Below are 14,899 nucleotides of genomic sequence, written 5' to 3' on the forward strand. Positions count from 1 at the left end.
TTGGCGTCCGTGTGCAAGCCTTGGGCCGATCACGGCTGGTTTCATTTTGAAACAGGCGCGAATTCCCGCCGGTTTGACCGATATCAAGGCGCTGGCCACGTCCATGCGCGATGATACGCTTCTAGGCCATGTCAAAGGACAGCCAATGTATGACACGATTCTTGTCGCCGCCGATCTGGCCGCGCCTGCCCGCGCCAAAGCGCTTCTGGCACAGGCGCAACGCCTCTGCGGCCCTGACGGCACTATACGGTTGCTGCATGTGCTGGACGCGGCGGCAACCGACAAGCGCCGCGCCAGCGCCATGGCCGGACTGCTTGCGCTGAGCGACGGGACCGACCACCGTATTCTGCCGGTTTTGCGCGACGGTGCGGTTGCGCCGCACATCCGCGCCATGGCAGATGCCGACGGTGCCGATCTGGTTATGCTGGCCAGCGGCCTGCCCGATATGGCAGAGTTCATGCGCCAGACGACCGCGACCAAGTTGACCCGCCACGCCACCATATCGGTGCTTGTGGCACCCCAGACCAACCCAGAAAGGACCGACCAACATGTATGATTCCATCGTGATCGCCGCCGCGCTGTTCAATGAGGGCGCAACCACCCGCGCCGCGCTGGACAAGGCCCAGACATTGCTGAACGCCGGCGGGGCCGTGACACTTGTCCACGTCATAGAAGAAGTGCCCGGCTATGTCGCGGCCTCTATCCCCAAGGAACACATGGGCGCGCGCCAGCGCGAGGTGCAGGACCAACTGGATGCGATGGCCGCCAGCGCATCGGGCATCAAGGTCAAGGCCATCATCCGTCATGGCCAGCCGTCGGCCTCTATCCTTGGGGCCGCCAAGGAAACCAACGCTGATCTGATCATGATCGCCAGCCACAAGCCGGGCCTGAGCGACTATTTCATCGGCTCGACCGCCGCGCGCATTGTCCGCCATGCGCAATGCTCGGTTCTGGTCACGCGGTAAACACCGGCGGGGCGGCGCGGTTTGCCAATCCGCCGCCCTTGTGCCAGTCTGACGACAGAGAAACCTGTTCTTGGAGGGCAGCATGTATAAGTCCATTATCGTCGCCGTGGCCTTGTTCAACCAAGGGGCCACAAGCCGCAGCCTGATCGAGAAAGCCAACAAGCTGATCGACCCGGACGGCACAATCACCCTTGTGCATGTGCTGGACGAAGTGCCCGCCTATCTGGCCGCCGCGGTCGCGAAAGAGCAATTGCTGGAACACCGCAAGGCCATCCGCGAGCAGGTCGACTCGCTCGCCGCATCGGCCAAGGCCAAGCGCGTGGATGTCGATATTCGCGGCGGGCGTCCGTCGGACAATATCTTGGCCTGCGCGGACGAATGCCATGCCGACCTGATCATGATCGCCAGCCATAAACCCGGCATGAGCGATTACTTCATCGGCTCGACTGCGTCGCGCGTGGTGCGCCACAGTCAAGTGTCGGTACTGGTCAGCCGCTGACGCTTTTTTCGCGGCATGTGACGCTAACAAACCTTCCCTGCGCGGTGCAAAAGGGTATCTGTCGCTTACGGATTTGTAGGTGAGCAGCATATGTCGGACCCACTGGTGATATTCACGCCCTCTGGCAAGCGGGGGCGGTTCCCCGTTGGCACGCCGGTTCTGAGTGCCGCGCGCCAGTTGGGTGTCGATCTCGACTCTGTCTGTGGTGGGCGCGGCATCTGTTCCAAATGCCAGATCACGCCGGGCTATGGCGACTTTGCCAAACACGGCGTGCAGGTCGCGCTCGATGCGCTGTCGGACTGGAACGCGGTCGAACAACGCTACCATGACAAGCGCGGCCTGAAAGCGGGCCGCCGCTTGGGCTGTCAGGCGCAGGTCATGCGCGATGTCGTCATTGATGTTCCGGTGGAAAGCCAGCTTCACAAGCAGGTCGTGCGCAAGGATGCAACGGCGCGCGCGGTGGTAATGGACCCGGCCACAAGGCTCTATTTGGTAGAAGTAGCCGAACCCGACATGCACGAGCCGTCGGGCGATCTGGAACGGCTGGGCGCGGCGCTGCGCGCGCAATGGGACGTGGCAGACATCACGATGGGGCTGGACGTGCTGCGCAAGCTGCAACCCGCCTTGCGCGCGGGCGGCTGGCAGGTCACGGTCGCGGTGTTTTCCGATCATCGCGGCGGCGCGGCGCAAGTGCTCGATATCTGGCCGGGCCTGTATGAGAGCGCGCTTTACGGGCTGGCGATTGATCTGGGCTCGACCACCATCGCCGCGCATATGTGCGATCTGCGCGACGGGCAGGTGGTGGCATCATCGGGCATCATGAACCCGCAGATCCGCTTTGGCGAAGACCTGATGAGCCGCGTCAGCTACTCCATGATGAATCCCGGCGGCGATGTCGAGATGACACGCGCCGTGCGCGAGGCGCTCGACACGCTGATTGCGGAACTGGCTATAGAGGTCGGGGCAAACGCCCGCCAGATCATGGAAACGGTGATCGTGTGCAACCCGGTCATGCACCATTTGCTTTTGGGCGTGGACCCTGTGGAACTGGGGCAGGCCCCGTTCGCGCTGGCGACATCTGACGCGCTGACGCTGGCGGCGCGCGAATTGGACCTGACCGCGCTAAACCCCTCTGCCCGCGCCTATCTTTTGCCCTGCATCGCAGGCCATGTTGGTGCCGATGCTGCCGCCGTGGCCCTGTCAGAAGCGCCAGAGCAGTCGGATGATCTGGTTCTGGTGGTCGATGTCGGCACGAATGCCGAGATACTGCTGGGTGACAAGCGCCGCGTGCTGGCCTGTTCATCCCCCACCGGCCCTGCGTTCGAGGGGGCGCAAATCTCATCGGGGCAGCGCGCCGCACCGGGCGCGATAGAGCGGATAGAGATTGACCCCGTCACCAAGGAACCGCGCTTCCGCGTCATCGGCAGCGAGTTGTGGTCGGATGACCCGGCGTTCGACGCCAATGTGACCGGCATTTGCGGATCAGGCATTATAGAGGCCGTGGCGGAAATGCGCATGGCAGGACTGGTGGACCCGAAGGGCCTGATCGGCTCGGCAGAGCAGACGGGCACATGGCGCTCACAGCCAGAGGGGCGCACGCATGCCTACCTGATCCACGATGCCACCGCCTCCGGCGGGCCGCGCATCACCGTTACCCAAGGCGATATCCGCGCGATCCAGCTTGCGAAATCGGCGCTCTACGCTGGCGCGCGGCTGCTGATGGACGAAATCGGCACCGACACGGTGGACCGCATCGTTCTGGCGGGCGCATTCGGCGCACATATCAGCCCCAAACACGCGATGGTTCTGGGCATGATCCCCGATGCACATCTGGACCGCGTGACCAGTGCAGGCAATGCCGCAGGCACCGGCGCGCGGATTGCGCTGTGTAGCAAGACGGCGCGCGCCGCGATAGAACGCACCGTGACCCGCATCCACAAAGTGGAAACCGCAATCGAACCGCGCTTTCAGGAACATTTCGTGGCCGCCAACGCGCTGCCCCATGCCACAGCCCCCTTCCCCGAACTGTCGCGCGTGGTCACGCTGCCGCAAGTCAGCTTCAACACCGGCGGGGGCGAGGGGCGCAGGCGCAAACGGGGTTGAAGCGGGCGTGAGCGGGTTTACCTGAGCCGTTGCGAAAGGACACCCCATGACCCAGATCGACCTTGCCAACCGCGATGGCCTGCCCGACGCGCTGCGCGTTCTGTTGCAGCAATACCCACGCGACATGTGGGAAAGCCACAGCAATTTCGACGGCTTGACCCGCTTCTGGCTGGAGCGGCACCTGATGTTCCGCCGCGCGCTTGCGCAATGGCAGGACGACACGTGCGGCTTTCTGGACAAGGGCCGCGACCCACGCGCGCACGGCCAGATGACCGCGCGGATTGGTGGCTTTCTGATCAATGAACTGCACGGCCACCACCACATAGAGGATGCGCATTACTTCCCCGTGCTGGCGCAGGCCGAAGCTCGGCTGGCGCATGGCTTTGAATTGCTGGAAGCCGATCATCATGCGTTAGATGCACAGCTGTCCGCTTTGACAGAGGCCGCGAACACCCATCTGCGCGCGCTTCAGGACAAGGGCGCAGACCAGAACGCCAGCGCGGGCGCGATGCTGGCGAAGCTGGACGGGTTCGAGCGGTTTCTGGACCGGCACCTGGTGGACGAGGAAGAGCTGGTGGTGCCGACGATCCTGCACCATGCGCTGAAGTTTTGACAGCGGCCCGTGGTTAACAGGCGCGAAGCGCCCCACGGGCAGCGGCGGGCCGCCCCAGAGGCCTGCCGCTTTGGAGGTCATGGCGCATAGGCGCGATGTTATGCAAGCTTGGCGACCATAAAGTGGCGATCACCGCCAGTTGCGGCGGCAGACCGCGGCCCACCGCTGCCGTGATCAAGGCGCGAGCGCAGCCTCCACAGCATCCGCCAAGCGCCCCACGATCTGGTCCACGTCCTCTCGCGTCACGATAAACGGCGGCGCAAGCAGCACATGATCGCCGCGCACCCCGTCAATCGTGCCGCCCATCGGGTAGACCATCAAGCCGCGCGCCATGGCTTCGGCCTTGATGCGCGCGTGCAGCTTGCGCGCGGGGTCGAACGGCGCTTTCGTGTCGCGGTCCGAGACCAGTTCGATGGCCTGAAACAGCCCGCGCCCGCGAATGTCACCGACATGGGCGTGCTGCCCGAACGCCGCTTGCAGACGGTCCCGCAGATGCGCGCCCATGGCTTGCACATTTCCGAGCAGATGGTCGCGCGCGATGACCTGTTGCACCGCCAGTGCCGCCGCGGCCGCCATCGGGTGGCCCATATAGGTATGGCCGTGCTGGAAAAACCCGCTGCCAGTGGCAAAGGCCTTAAAGATGCGGTCGCTCAGCAGCGTCGCCCCCACGGGCTGGTAGCCACCGCCCAAGCCTTTGGCGATGGTCAGAAGGTCGGGCACCACGCCATCTTGTTCGCAGGCGTAAAGCGACCCGGTGCGCCCCATGCCGCACATCACTTCGTCAAGGATCAGCAACACGCCGTATTTGTCGCAGATCGCGCGGATTTGGCGGAAGTAGTCGCCCACCGACGGGACCGCCCCCGCCGTCGCGCCCACTACAGGTTCGGCGATGAATGCACAGACCGTGTCGGGGCCAAGTTCCAGTATTTTCGCCTCTAGCTCGCCCGCCGCGCGGGTGGCGTAATCAGCGTCGGATTCGCCTGCCATTTGCGCGCGATAGGCAAAACAGGGGGCGATATGATGCGCCTCCATCAAGAGCGGTTTGAATTGCGCGCGCCGCCATTCATTGCCGCCCGCCGCCAATGCGCCAAGCGTGTTGCCATGGTAGCTTTGCCGCCGCGCGATGATGTGGCGGCGCTGCGGCTGCCCGGTTTCGGTGAAATACTGGCGCGCCATTTTCAACGCGGCCTCTACGGCTTCGGACCCGCCCGACACAAGATAGACATGGTCCAAACCGGCAGGCGCGTCAGCCACCAGCCGGTCGGCCAATTCCTCTGCGACATCGCTGGTGAAAAAGCCGGTATGCGCATAGGCCAGCTTGTCGAGCTGCGCGTGCAGCGCGTCCAGCACATCAGGATGCGCATGGCCAAGGCAAGACACCGCTGCCCCGCCCGAGGCGTCGATATAGTCGCGCCCCTCGGCATCGGTAAACCGGATACCCTGCGCGGAACGCGCTATACGCGGGGCAGAATGGATGGAGCGATGCAAGAGATGGGTCATGGCAGGGCCTTTCAGATCACGCCTCGCACTATCGCAGCCCCCTGCACCCTTGCAATGAAAACCGCTCAGATCGCACGGCCAGAGGTCGGAAAAACCTCATCCCGTGCGGTGAAATCCTGGCCATTGGCCAGCAGGCACATGCGCCCGTCAGGCAGGCTGACGGTGATGGTCCAAGCGCCAGTCTCAGCATTGGCAAATGTTTCCATCACGGCTTGGCCCGCATGGCCCACGGCACGGCGCGTCTGTTCTGCCTGTGACAGCATGTCGAGCACCTGCGCGCGCGACGCGCACGGCATGGTCTGGGCCTGCGCACCTGTGGCGCTGACAGCAAGGCAAAGGGCGATGAGTTGGCGCATATGTCGGCTCCTATTGGCGATGACCCCACGCTGAAAGCCTGCCAGAAAGCGGCAAAACCTGTCCTAACGCACCGCACGCATGTCATTTGCGCACAAAAGTATACCGAAATGCCGCAATGCAGCAAATTTGCTCTTGCCATTTGTGACCAAAACTGGTGGAACCTGCGCAAGATTGTTACGCTGGAGATAATTATGGACACGCGCCCCTTTCGTTCGGTTTTGTATATCCCCGGCTCTAAGGAGCGCGCTTTGCACAAGGCGACGGCGCTTCCGACCGACGCGATCATCTTCGATCTGGAAGATGCCGTCGCAATGGACGAGAAACCGCGCGCCCGCCGCTTGCTGGCGGATACGCTGCAAACGCTGGATTACGGCCCACGCGCCAAGCTGGTGCGGATCAACGATCTGGGCACCGAATGGGGCGCGGAGGATCTGGACGTGATCGCCAGCGCCCGTCCCGAAGCGATCCTGCTGCCAAAGGTCGATGGTCCGGCGCATATCGAAGAGCTTGCCCGCCGTCTGGACGCGCGGGTTGAGACCGCCGATACGCGGATCTGGGCGATGATGGAATCACCGCTGGGCATCTGGAACGCGCTCAAGATTGCCGGCGCGCCGCGCATGGCGGGGTTTATCATGGGCACGAATGATCTGGCCAAGGATATGGGGCTGCGCTACCGCGCCGACCGGATGCCGCTGTTCACATCCTTGCAGATGGGGGTTCTGGCGGCAAAGGCGCACGGGTTGGTCGCGGTGGACGGCGTGTATAACGCGTTCCGTGACGGGGCCGGGCTGAAAGCCGAATGCGAACAGGGCCGCGATATGGGCTTTGATGGCAAGACGCTGATTCACCCGTCACAACTGGAAATCGCGAATACGGTGTTCGCACCGTCCTCGGACGAGATTGACACGGCCCGCCGCCAGATTGATGCCTATAACGCCGCCACCGCGCGCGGCGAGGGCGTGGCAGTTCTGGATGGCAAGATCGTCGAGAATCTGCACATAGTGACCGCGAAGCAAATCCTGGCGAAGGCGGAAGCCCTCGCCTCTTGAAGGAGTAAGCGAAATGGGAACCGTTCTTCTGGCCGCGGGCGTTCTGCTGTGGAGTGCCGCGCATTTGTTCAAACGCCTGCAACCGGCCAAACGCGCAGAGCTTGGCGACACCGGGCGCCTATACGCGACCGTGGCTATTTTCGCGTCAATCCTGCTGATGGTGCTGGGCTACCGCTGGGCCGATCCGGTCTGGTTGTGGCCACGTGCTGGTTGGATGATCCATCTGAACAACCTGCTGGTCTTCGTGGCGTTCTACATGTTCGCGGTGTCGGGGTTGAAAACCAGCCTTGCACGCCGCATTCGCCACCCGCAATTGACCGGGTTCAAGGCTTGGGCCGTGGCGCATCTGCTGGTCGCGGGCAGCGTGCAGGGCGTGATCCTGTTCGGCGGGCTGCTGGCTTGGGCGGTGGTGTCGGTGATCGTGATAAACCGCGCCAACCGTGACTGGACCCGCCCGCCCGAGGCTGCGATCTGGCGCGAAGGTGTCGCGCTGGTGGCCGCCGTGTTCCTGATGCTGGTCGTCGGGATTATCCATGGCTGGGTTGGCCCGTGGCCGTTTGGCGGGGGCGCATGATGCTTGCCTACCGCTTGCTGACTGCCGAGGACAGCTCTGCGTTTTGCCACAAGGTGACAGAGGCACTGTCGAAAGGCTGGGCGCTGCATGGCAGCCCCGCCTATGCGGCAGACCCTGCAACCGGCGTGATGCGCTGTGCACAGGCCGTGGTCAAAGAGGTGGATGCAACCTACCGGCCCGAGCTGACGCTCGGAAGTCTATAAGCGAGGGGGCTGCCGCCCCCATGCGGGCCTGAGCGGCCCGCATTCCCCCGCGAGTATTTGCGGCAAGATGAAGAGGCGAGCAGATGAGCAAGACCAGCAAGGGCCGGTTTTTCGAGGATTACCGCGTCGGCGACCAGATTGCGCATGCTGTGCCGCGCACCGTGTCGGGGGGCGAGCGGGCGATGTACCATGCGCTTTATCCCGCACGCGGGGCGCTTTATTCGTCCGATGAGTTTGCGCGCGCCTGCGGGCTGCCTGCAAGCCCTGTCGATGACTTGATGGCGTTCCATATCGTCTTCGGCAAATCGGTGCCCGATATCAGCGTCAACGCGGTGGCCAATCTGGGCTATGCGCAGGGACGGTTTTTGCGCCCGGTCTATCCCGGCGACACGTTGCGGGCGACCTCCGAAGTGATCGGGTTGAAGCAGAATTCCAACGGGAAATCGGGCGTGGTCTATGTGCGCACCCAAGGGCTGAACCAGCGCGACGAGGTGGTGATTGACTATGTGCGCTGGGTAATGGTGCGCAAGGGCGATCTGGATGCGCCCGCGCCAGAGACACTGGTGCCAGAGCTAGCGAACGCGGTCGATGCAAGCGATCTGGTCGTGCCCGAGGGGCTGACATTTGCGCAATATGACGACGCGCAGGCCGGCGCGCCGCACCGTTGGGGCGATTATGCCGTGGGCGAACAGATTGACCATGTCGACGGCATGACCATGGAAGAGGCCGAGCATATGCTGGCCACGCGGCTGTGGCAGAACACATCGAAAGTACATTTCGACCGCACCCAGCGGGTGGATGGCAAGCTGTTGGCCTATGGCGGACATGTGATTTCGGTCGCGCGGGCGCTGTCATTCAATGGGTTGGCCAATGCGCAGATGATGGTCGCAATTAACGGTGGCAGCCACGCCAACCCCTGTTTTGCAGGCGATACAATCCGGGCATGGTCCGAAGTGTTGGACCGGGCCGAGACCGCCGTGCCCGGCGTGGGCGCATTGCGTCTGCGCACGGTGGCCACGAAAGGTGATCCTTTTGTTCTGCGCGGCGCCGAAGGTAAATACCACCGCGATGTGCTGCTGGATTTCGACTATTGGGTGCTGATGCCGGTCTAGGTCCGCGGCCCGAGTCGCAAAGGTGATCACAAGTTTGGCTTTTTGTGATCACATGGCTTTGATTTGCGATCACAAACTGGCCCAAAGGGCGTTATTTTAGCGGAAACGATGCGGTTTTTGCGCCCGCCCCCACGCTCGAAGCGTGACATTCGCGTGAAATTCGGTATGCACGGGTGCAAGAGCCGGGTCGTCCGCGACCAGCCACATGAAAGAGGAGCCATCCATGGCCGATGTGAACCGGGGCAACCGCCCGCTTTCGCCGCATCTTCAAGTATATCGCCTGCCGCTGGCAGCGATCACGTCCATCCTGAACCGGATAACGGGGGTGGGCATGACGCTCGCATCCATCCTGATTGTCTGGTGGTTCGCGGCAGGCGCGTTCAGTGCGGGATATTTCGAGTTTGTCGACGGGCTGCTGACCTCTATCCTCGGGCATATCGTGCTGATCGGGTCACTGGCGGCGCTGTGGTTTCACATGCTCAATTCCATCCGCCACCTGATCTGGGACACAGGCCGGATGATGCAGGTCGAGACCGTGGAAAAGACCAGCTATATCGTGTTCGGTGGCACGGTGGTCGTGACCATTGTCACCATTCTGGCCGTGTAAGGGGGCGATCATGAGCTATAAATCAGACTATTCCCGCGCGCATGGCCACGGGGCCGCCGGAGAAGGCCTGCACCATTGGTGGAGCCAGCGTGTCACGTCGATCGCGCTGATCCCGTTGACGCTGCTGTTTCTTTTTCCCTTCGCAAACACGCTTGGCGGCGGGCATGACGCTTTTGTCGCCACCTATTCCAACCTGTGGCACGCGCTGGTTGCCATTCTGTTCATAATCGCCGCCTTTGCGCATCTGCAACAAGGTTTGCAGACGGTGATCGAGGACTATGTTCCCAACAAGACGCAGCGCACCGTCGCGCTTTTGGTCAATACATTGCTGTGCTGGGCGCTTGGTGTGGCTGGCGTTTTGTCGGTTGCCACTGTCCTGTTCAGCGCCTGAGGAAAAGACATGTCAGACTATAAGATCGAAGAACATACCTATGATGTGGTCGTGGTGGGCGCGGGTGGCGCGGGGTTGCGCGCGACTCTGGGCATGGCCGAACAAGGGCTGAAAACCGCCTGTGTGACCAAGGTATTCCCGACCCGCAGCCACACCGTGGCCGCCCAAGGCGGTATTGCCGCAAGCCTGTCGAACATGGGCCCCGATAACTGGCAGTGGCATATGTATGACACGGTCAAAGGCTCTGACTGGCTGGGCGACACCGACGCGATGGAGTATCTGGCCCGCGAAGCGCCCAAAGCGGTGTATGAGTTGGAGCATTACGGCGTGCCGTTTTCGCGCACCGAAGAGGGCAAGATCTACCAGCGCCCCTTTGGCGGTCACACCACCGAATTTGGCGAAGGTCCGCCCGTGCAGCGCACCTGTGCCGCTGCCGACCGGACCGGCCACGCGATGCTGCACACGCTTTATGGCCAATCGGTCAAGCAAAAGGCAGAGTTCTTCATCGAGTATTTCGCCACCGACCTGATCATGTCCGATGACGGGCAGTGCCAAGGCGTGATGGCGTGGAAGCTGGATGACGGCACGCTGCATGTGTTCAACGCCAAGATGGTCGTGCTGGCCACGGGCGGCTACGGGCGTGCCTATTTCAGCGCCACAAGTGCGCATACCTGCACCGGCGACGGCAATGGCATGGTCGCGCGTGCCGGTCTGCCCCTGCAAGACATGGAATTCGTGCAATTCCACCCGACCGGCATTTTCGGCGCGGGCTGCCTGATTACCGAAGGCGCGCGCGGCGAAGGCGGCTACCTGACGAATTCCGAAGGCGAGCGTTTCATGGAACGCTACGCGCCGACCTACAAGGACCTGGCGTCGCGGGACGTGGTGTCGCGCTGTATGACGATCGAGATTCGTGAAGGGCGCGGGGTTGGCCCGAACAAGGACCACATTCACCTGAACCTGTCGCATCTGCCGAAAGAGGCGCTGCATCTGCGCCTGCCCGGCATTTCCGAATCCGCCCGCGTGTTCGCCGGGGTCGATGTTACCAAGGAACCGATTCCGGTGCTTCCGACCGTGCATTATAACATGGGCGGTATCCCCACCAACTACTGGGGCGAGGTGCTGAATGCCGATGCTGAGAACCCTGACCGCATCGCGCCCGGCCTGATGGCGGTGGGCGAAGCGGCCTGTGCAAGCGTGCATGGCGCGAACCGTCTGGGGTCCAACAGCCTGATTGATCTGGTCGTATTTGGACGCGCCGCCGCGATCCGCGCAGGCCAGACCGTGGACCCCAAGGCGCCCAACCCAGAACTGAACAAGGCCAGCCTTGATCGTGCTTTGGCGCGGTTCGATAAGTTCCGCAACTTTAACGGGGGCACGCCCACCGCAGAGTTGCGGCTGGAAATGCAAAAAACCATGCAGGCCGATGCCGCCGTGTTCCGCACCGACAAGACGCTTGCAGAGGGTCTTGAGAAAATGAAGGGCGTGGCGTCCAAGATGAGCGATCTGCAAGTCACCGACCGCTCGCTGATCTGGAACACCGACCTGATGGAAACGCTGGAGCTGGACAACCTGATGCCCTGCGCCATGGCCACCATTGTCGGCGCCGAAGCGCGCAAGGAAAGCCGCGGCGCGCATGCGCACGAGGATTACCCCGACCGCGACGACGAGACATGGCGCAAGCACACGCTGGCTTGGGTCAATGACGAGAACGTCGCGCTGGATTACCGCCCCGTGCATCTGAACCCGCTGACCGGCCATAACGAGGGCGGTATCGACCTTAAAAAGATCGCGCCGAAAGCGCGGGTCTATTGATAGAAGTCTTGGAAGGACCAAGGGCCATGACGGACGCAGCACAAAGTGAAAGGGGTGTCATAACCTTTCATGTGGGCGTTCCCAAGACCGGCACGACCTCTATCCAGCGGCATCTTGCCGCGAATGCCGAATGTCTTGCCTCGGAACTGGCGGTTATCACGCCGGAACCGGGCAAGACACTCAGCCGCCTTGCGGAACATGCGGCCCGCTACTCGCTGAGGGCGAGCACAGAGGCTGAGCAAAAACTCACGGGCAGCATCCAAGCTTTACGACAGCAGGTCGATGCAATTCCCGGCCCCTGCCTTGTCAGCCATGAAACCCTGCTTGGGGCATCGCCCGGACGCGCGGGCGAAACCCGGCTGTTTCCTGCGGCACATAAGATTTTGTCGATGATCGATGCGCAATTCGCGCCAAGGCCTGTCTGCTACGTGGTGTTCACCCGCGAGATCGAGACATGGAAACGCAGTATGCACGCGCAGGCGGTCAAGACCGATCAATACACCGCCCCGCTGGCTGACTTTCTGTCGGAAACCCAAGCAATCATCGGCTGGGAGGATTTGCGCCGACGTCTGCGCGTGGCACTGGAAGACAGGGTCAGCTTTCTAAACATGGAAGCGGCGCTGACGGATGCCGCGCCCTCCGCCGCCTTGTTGCATCACATCGGCGTGTCGGACAGAACGATTGCCGAAATGCAGCCGATGTCGAAACGGCTGAAGGTAAGGCCCGTCCCCGCTGCGCTGGAATTTCTCCGGCATCTCAACACGGTAGACCTGTCGCCGCAACAGCGACAACGTATCGTGGATATCGTGACACAGAACCAATCGCTATTCTCGCGCGCCCCGGCGCCGAGCATGGCAGAGCTGTAAGGAAAATCTGATATGGTCCAACTGACCCTGCCCAAGAACAGCCAGATGCGCACCGGCAAAACATGGCCCAAGCCTGAAAGCGCGGCCAAGCTGCGCAAGTTTCAGATCTATCGCTGGTCGCCCGATGATGGTGACAACCCGCGCGTGGACACGTATTTCGTCGATCTGGACGGTTGCGGGCCGATGGTGCTGGACGCGCTGATCTACATCAAGACCAAGATCGACCCGACGCTGACCTTCCGCCGGTCCTGCCGCGAAGGGATTTGCGGGTCTTGCGCGATGAATATTGACGGGCAGAACCGGCTTGCCTGCATCTTCGGCATGGACGAGGTGAAGGGCGATGTGAAAATCTATCCCCTGCCCCATATGCCGGTCATCAAGGACTTGATCCCGGACCTGACGCATTTCTACGCGCAGCACGCGTCGATCAAACCGTGGCTGGAAACGAAATCGAACACGCCCGCCAAGGAATGGCGCCAGTCGATCGAGGATCGCGAAAAGCTGGATGGGCTGTATGAATGCGTGATGTGCGCCTGTTGTTCCACCGCTTGCCCCAGCTATTGGTGGAATGGCGACCGCTACCTTGGACCGGCGGCACTGTTGCACGCCTATCGCTGGCTGATCGACAGCCGCGATGAGGCCACGGGCGAGCGTCTGGATGACCTGCACGACCCGTTCAAGCTGTATCGCTGCCACACCATCATGAACTGCGCCAAGACCTGCCCCAAAGGCCTGAACCCCGCCAAAGCGATTGCCGAGGTCAAGAAAATGATGGTGGAGCGCGTTCTTTAAGCGTTGACAGGGGGGCGCTCGCGCCCCCCTCTGGGCCTGCGGCCCATTCACCCCCCTGAGGATATTTCAGCAAGGATGAAGACAAGGCCGCAGAAACGACCTCCGAAGACGGGAGACACATGGAACACCGGACTCCGTTCGATATAGTTGCCTTACGCGTGCTTTTGGCGGTCGCGCTAAGTGCGATTGCGCTGGTCGGGGTTGCGATGGCCATGACAGACAGCACGCGCGTGCTGCACACACCGCCCCCGCCAGATTATGCACTTGGGCTGTCAGAGGACCGGTCGAGCTTCGAGTTTACCGGGTTGGTCGATTTCGGATTGACACGCGACTTGCGGCAGCTTGCCGACACACATCCAAAGGTCAAACGCCTGGTTCTTGAGAGCCGCGGCGGCTATATCGCAGAGGCCCGCGGCGTGGTCACGGTGCTGCAGGCAAAAGGGATTGCAACCCATGTCGAGGGGCATTGCGCCTCTGCCTGCGCGTTGATGTTCGTGGGCGGGGCCACACGGTCGGTGACCCCGGACGCGCGGATCGGGCTGCATGGCTACAATCTGCGGCCAGATAATATGTATTATGGCATGATCGATCCGCGCCGTGAAATGGCCCGGGATCGGGCAATTTACCGCGAACAGAAAATCGCCGAGCCCTTCGTGCGCAAACTGGCGATATTGCCGCAAGCGCCGATGTGGTATCCGGACCACGGCGAATTGCGCCGCGCGGGTTTCGTGACGGTCGCGCCTTGAGCGCCGCCTAGTGTCCGGACAGGCCCGCGACCACCGCCTGCGCGGCGCGGCGCGGGTCATCAGCGCGCCAGATCGGGCGCCCGACGACAATGTGGTCCGCGCCATTTGCCAAGGCCTGTGCAGGCGTGGCGATACGCTTTTGGTCATCGGTCACGCTGCCTTGTGGGCGCACGCCCGGCGTGACGATCAGCCGCCCCTGCGCATTGGGCAACGCGCGGATGGCCGCGGCCTCTTGCGGGCTGGCGATCACCCCATGCGCGCCCGCATCAAACGCGGCAGAGGCGCGCGCGAGCACGATATCGTCCATCGCGCCGGGGCGGATTTGCGCCGCATCCAGATCGGCCCGGTCGGACGAGGTCAGCACCGTGACCGCGAGGATTTTCAGCCCTGTCCCGCCGACACCTGCGCGGGCGGCCGCGACCACCGACGGGTCGCCATGCACGGTCAGGAAATCCAGATCATAGGCCGCGATCCCGCGCACAGCAGCCTCTACCGTGGCGGGAATGTCGAAGAATTTCATATCCAGGAAGATGCGTTTGCCATGTTCCTGTTTCAGTTCGTTGGCCAGCGCGAGGCCACCGCCGGTCAGCATGCCCAAGCCGATCTTGTAGAACGACACTGCATTGCCAAGGCGGGCCGCCATATCCAGCCCCGCAATTGCGTTCGGCACATCAAGGGCGACAATCAGGCGGTCATCAGACATGCGG

18 protein-coding genes are annotated in these 14,899 nt (G+C 62.4%); 15 read left to right on the top strand and 3 right to left on the bottom strand.

The window, feature by feature from the left end:
* The first annotated feature begins 145 nt into the window (after window positions 1-145).
* From ROE7235_RS02020 to ROE7235_RS02040, 5 genes are all read left to right on the top strand, one after another.
* Window positions 146-556, top strand: a complete 411-nt coding sequence (locus ROE7235_RS02020) for a universal stress protein (protein WP_183073271.1) — start codon at window positions 146-148, stop codon at window positions 554-556.
* A complete protein-coding gene (locus ROE7235_RS02025) occupies window positions 549-965 on the top strand; it encodes a universal stress protein (RefSeq protein WP_121092998.1) in 417 nt (138 codons plus the stop codon). Before ROE7235_RS02020 ends, ROE7235_RS02025 begins: the two co-directional genes overlap by 8 nt.
* Window positions 966-1,047: 82 nt before the next feature.
* Window positions 1,048-1,464: a universal stress protein gene (locus ROE7235_RS02030; protein WP_121092999.1), complete on the top strand. Its 417-nt coding sequence runs from the start codon at window positions 1,048-1,050 to the stop codon at window positions 1,462-1,464.
* Window positions 1,465-1,554: 90 nt separating this feature from the next.
* The gene (locus ROE7235_RS02035) at window positions 1,555-3,567 is read left to right on the top strand and encodes an ASKHA domain-containing protein (RefSeq protein WP_121093000.1); all 2,013 of its coding nucleotides are present in this window, start codon (window positions 1,555-1,557) and stop codon (window positions 3,565-3,567) included.
* A gap of 46 nt (window positions 3,568-3,613) precedes the next feature.
* Window positions 3,614-4,180 carry a hemerythrin domain-containing protein gene (locus ROE7235_RS02040; protein WP_121093001.1) on the top strand — a complete coding sequence of 189 codons (567 nt, stop codon included), beginning with the start codon at window positions 3,614-3,616 and terminating at the stop codon, window positions 4,178-4,180.
* 174 nt (window positions 4,181-4,354) lie between these two features.
* Here ROE7235_RS02040 and ROE7235_RS02045 read toward each other — a convergent pair whose 3' ends face one another.
* A complete protein-coding gene (locus ROE7235_RS02045) occupies window positions 4,355-5,680 on the bottom strand; it encodes an aspartate aminotransferase family protein (protein ID WP_121093002.1) in 1,326 nt (441 codons plus the stop codon).
* A 65-nt stretch (window positions 5,681-5,745) separates the two neighbouring features.
* On the bottom strand, window positions 5,746-6,036 hold the full coding sequence (locus tag ROE7235_RS02050) for a hypothetical protein (RefSeq protein WP_121093003.1): 291 nt from the start codon (window positions 6,034-6,036) through the stop codon (window positions 5,746-5,748).
* A 186-nt stretch (window positions 6,037-6,222) separates the two neighbouring features.
* On the opposite strand from ROE7235_RS02050, the gene ROE7235_RS02055 reads away from it, so the two are divergent.
* From ROE7235_RS02055 to ROE7235_RS02100, 10 genes are all read left to right on the top strand, one after another.
* The gene (locus ROE7235_RS02055; protein ID WP_370743416.1) at window positions 6,223-7,086 is read left to right on the top strand and encodes an HpcH/HpaI aldolase/citrate lyase family protein; all 864 of its coding nucleotides are present in this window, start codon (window positions 6,223-6,225) and stop codon (window positions 7,084-7,086) included.
* A gap of 13 nt (window positions 7,087-7,099) precedes the next feature.
* Window positions 7,100-7,660 carry an NnrU family protein gene (locus ROE7235_RS02060; protein WP_121093004.1) on the top strand — a complete coding sequence of 187 codons (561 nt, stop codon included), beginning with the start codon at window positions 7,100-7,102 and terminating at the stop codon, window positions 7,658-7,660.
* Window positions 7,660-7,863, top strand: a complete 204-nt coding sequence (locus tag ROE7235_RS02065; protein ID WP_121093134.1) for a DUF1737 domain-containing protein — start codon at window positions 7,660-7,662, stop codon at window positions 7,861-7,863. Before ROE7235_RS02060 ends, ROE7235_RS02065 begins: the two co-directional genes overlap by 1 nt.
* A gap of 83 nt (window positions 7,864-7,946) precedes the next feature.
* Entirely contained in the window at window positions 7,947-8,975 is a 1,029-nt protein-coding gene (locus ROE7235_RS02070; RefSeq protein WP_121093005.1) for a MaoC family dehydratase, read from the top strand.
* Between the two features lie 223 nt (window positions 8,976-9,198).
* On the top strand, window positions 9,199-9,582 hold the full coding sequence (gene sdhC, locus ROE7235_RS02075) for a succinate dehydrogenase, cytochrome b556 subunit (protein ID WP_121093006.1): 384 nt from the start codon (window positions 9,199-9,201) through the stop codon (window positions 9,580-9,582).
* A 10-nt stretch (window positions 9,583-9,592) separates the two neighbouring features.
* Window positions 9,593-9,973: a succinate dehydrogenase, hydrophobic membrane anchor protein gene (gene sdhD, locus ROE7235_RS02080; RefSeq protein WP_121093007.1), complete on the top strand. Its 381-nt coding sequence runs from the start codon at window positions 9,593-9,595 to the stop codon at window positions 9,971-9,973.
* A 9-nt stretch (window positions 9,974-9,982) separates the two neighbouring features.
* Window positions 9,983-11,788, top strand: coding sequence for a succinate dehydrogenase flavoprotein subunit (gene sdhA, locus ROE7235_RS02085; RefSeq protein ID WP_121093008.1), 1,806 nt, complete (start codon window positions 9,983-9,985; stop codon window positions 11,786-11,788).
* A gap of 26 nt (window positions 11,789-11,814) precedes the next feature.
* Complete coding sequence (locus ROE7235_RS02090; protein WP_121093009.1) at window positions 11,815-12,654, top strand: hypothetical protein; 840 nt, start codon at window positions 11,815-11,817, stop codon at window positions 12,652-12,654.
* A 12-nt stretch (window positions 12,655-12,666) separates the two neighbouring features.
* On the top strand, window positions 12,667-13,446 hold the full coding sequence (locus tag ROE7235_RS02095) for a succinate dehydrogenase iron-sulfur subunit (RefSeq protein ID WP_121093010.1): 780 nt from the start codon (window positions 12,667-12,669) through the stop codon (window positions 13,444-13,446).
* A 119-nt stretch (window positions 13,447-13,565) separates the two neighbouring features.
* Window positions 13,566-14,192 carry a hypothetical protein gene (locus ROE7235_RS02100; RefSeq protein ID WP_147434153.1) on the top strand — a complete coding sequence of 209 codons (627 nt, stop codon included), beginning with the start codon at window positions 13,566-13,568 and terminating at the stop codon, window positions 14,190-14,192.
* 7 nt (window positions 14,193-14,199) lie between these two features.
* Here the strand turns inward: ROE7235_RS02100 and pyrF are convergent, their stop codons facing one another.
* On the bottom strand, window positions 14,200-14,895 hold the full coding sequence (gene pyrF / locus ROE7235_RS02105; protein ID WP_121093012.1) for an orotidine-5'-phosphate decarboxylase: 696 nt from the start codon (window positions 14,893-14,895) through the stop codon (window positions 14,200-14,202).
* Window positions 14,896-14,899 lie beyond the last annotated feature (4 nt).

The sequence above is a fragment of the Roseinatronobacter ekhonensis genome, assembly GCF_900499075.1.
In the GTDB taxonomy this organism is placed as follows: Bacteria; Pseudomonadota; Alphaproteobacteria; order Rhodobacterales; family Rhodobacteraceae; genus Roseinatronobacter; species Roseinatronobacter ekhonensis.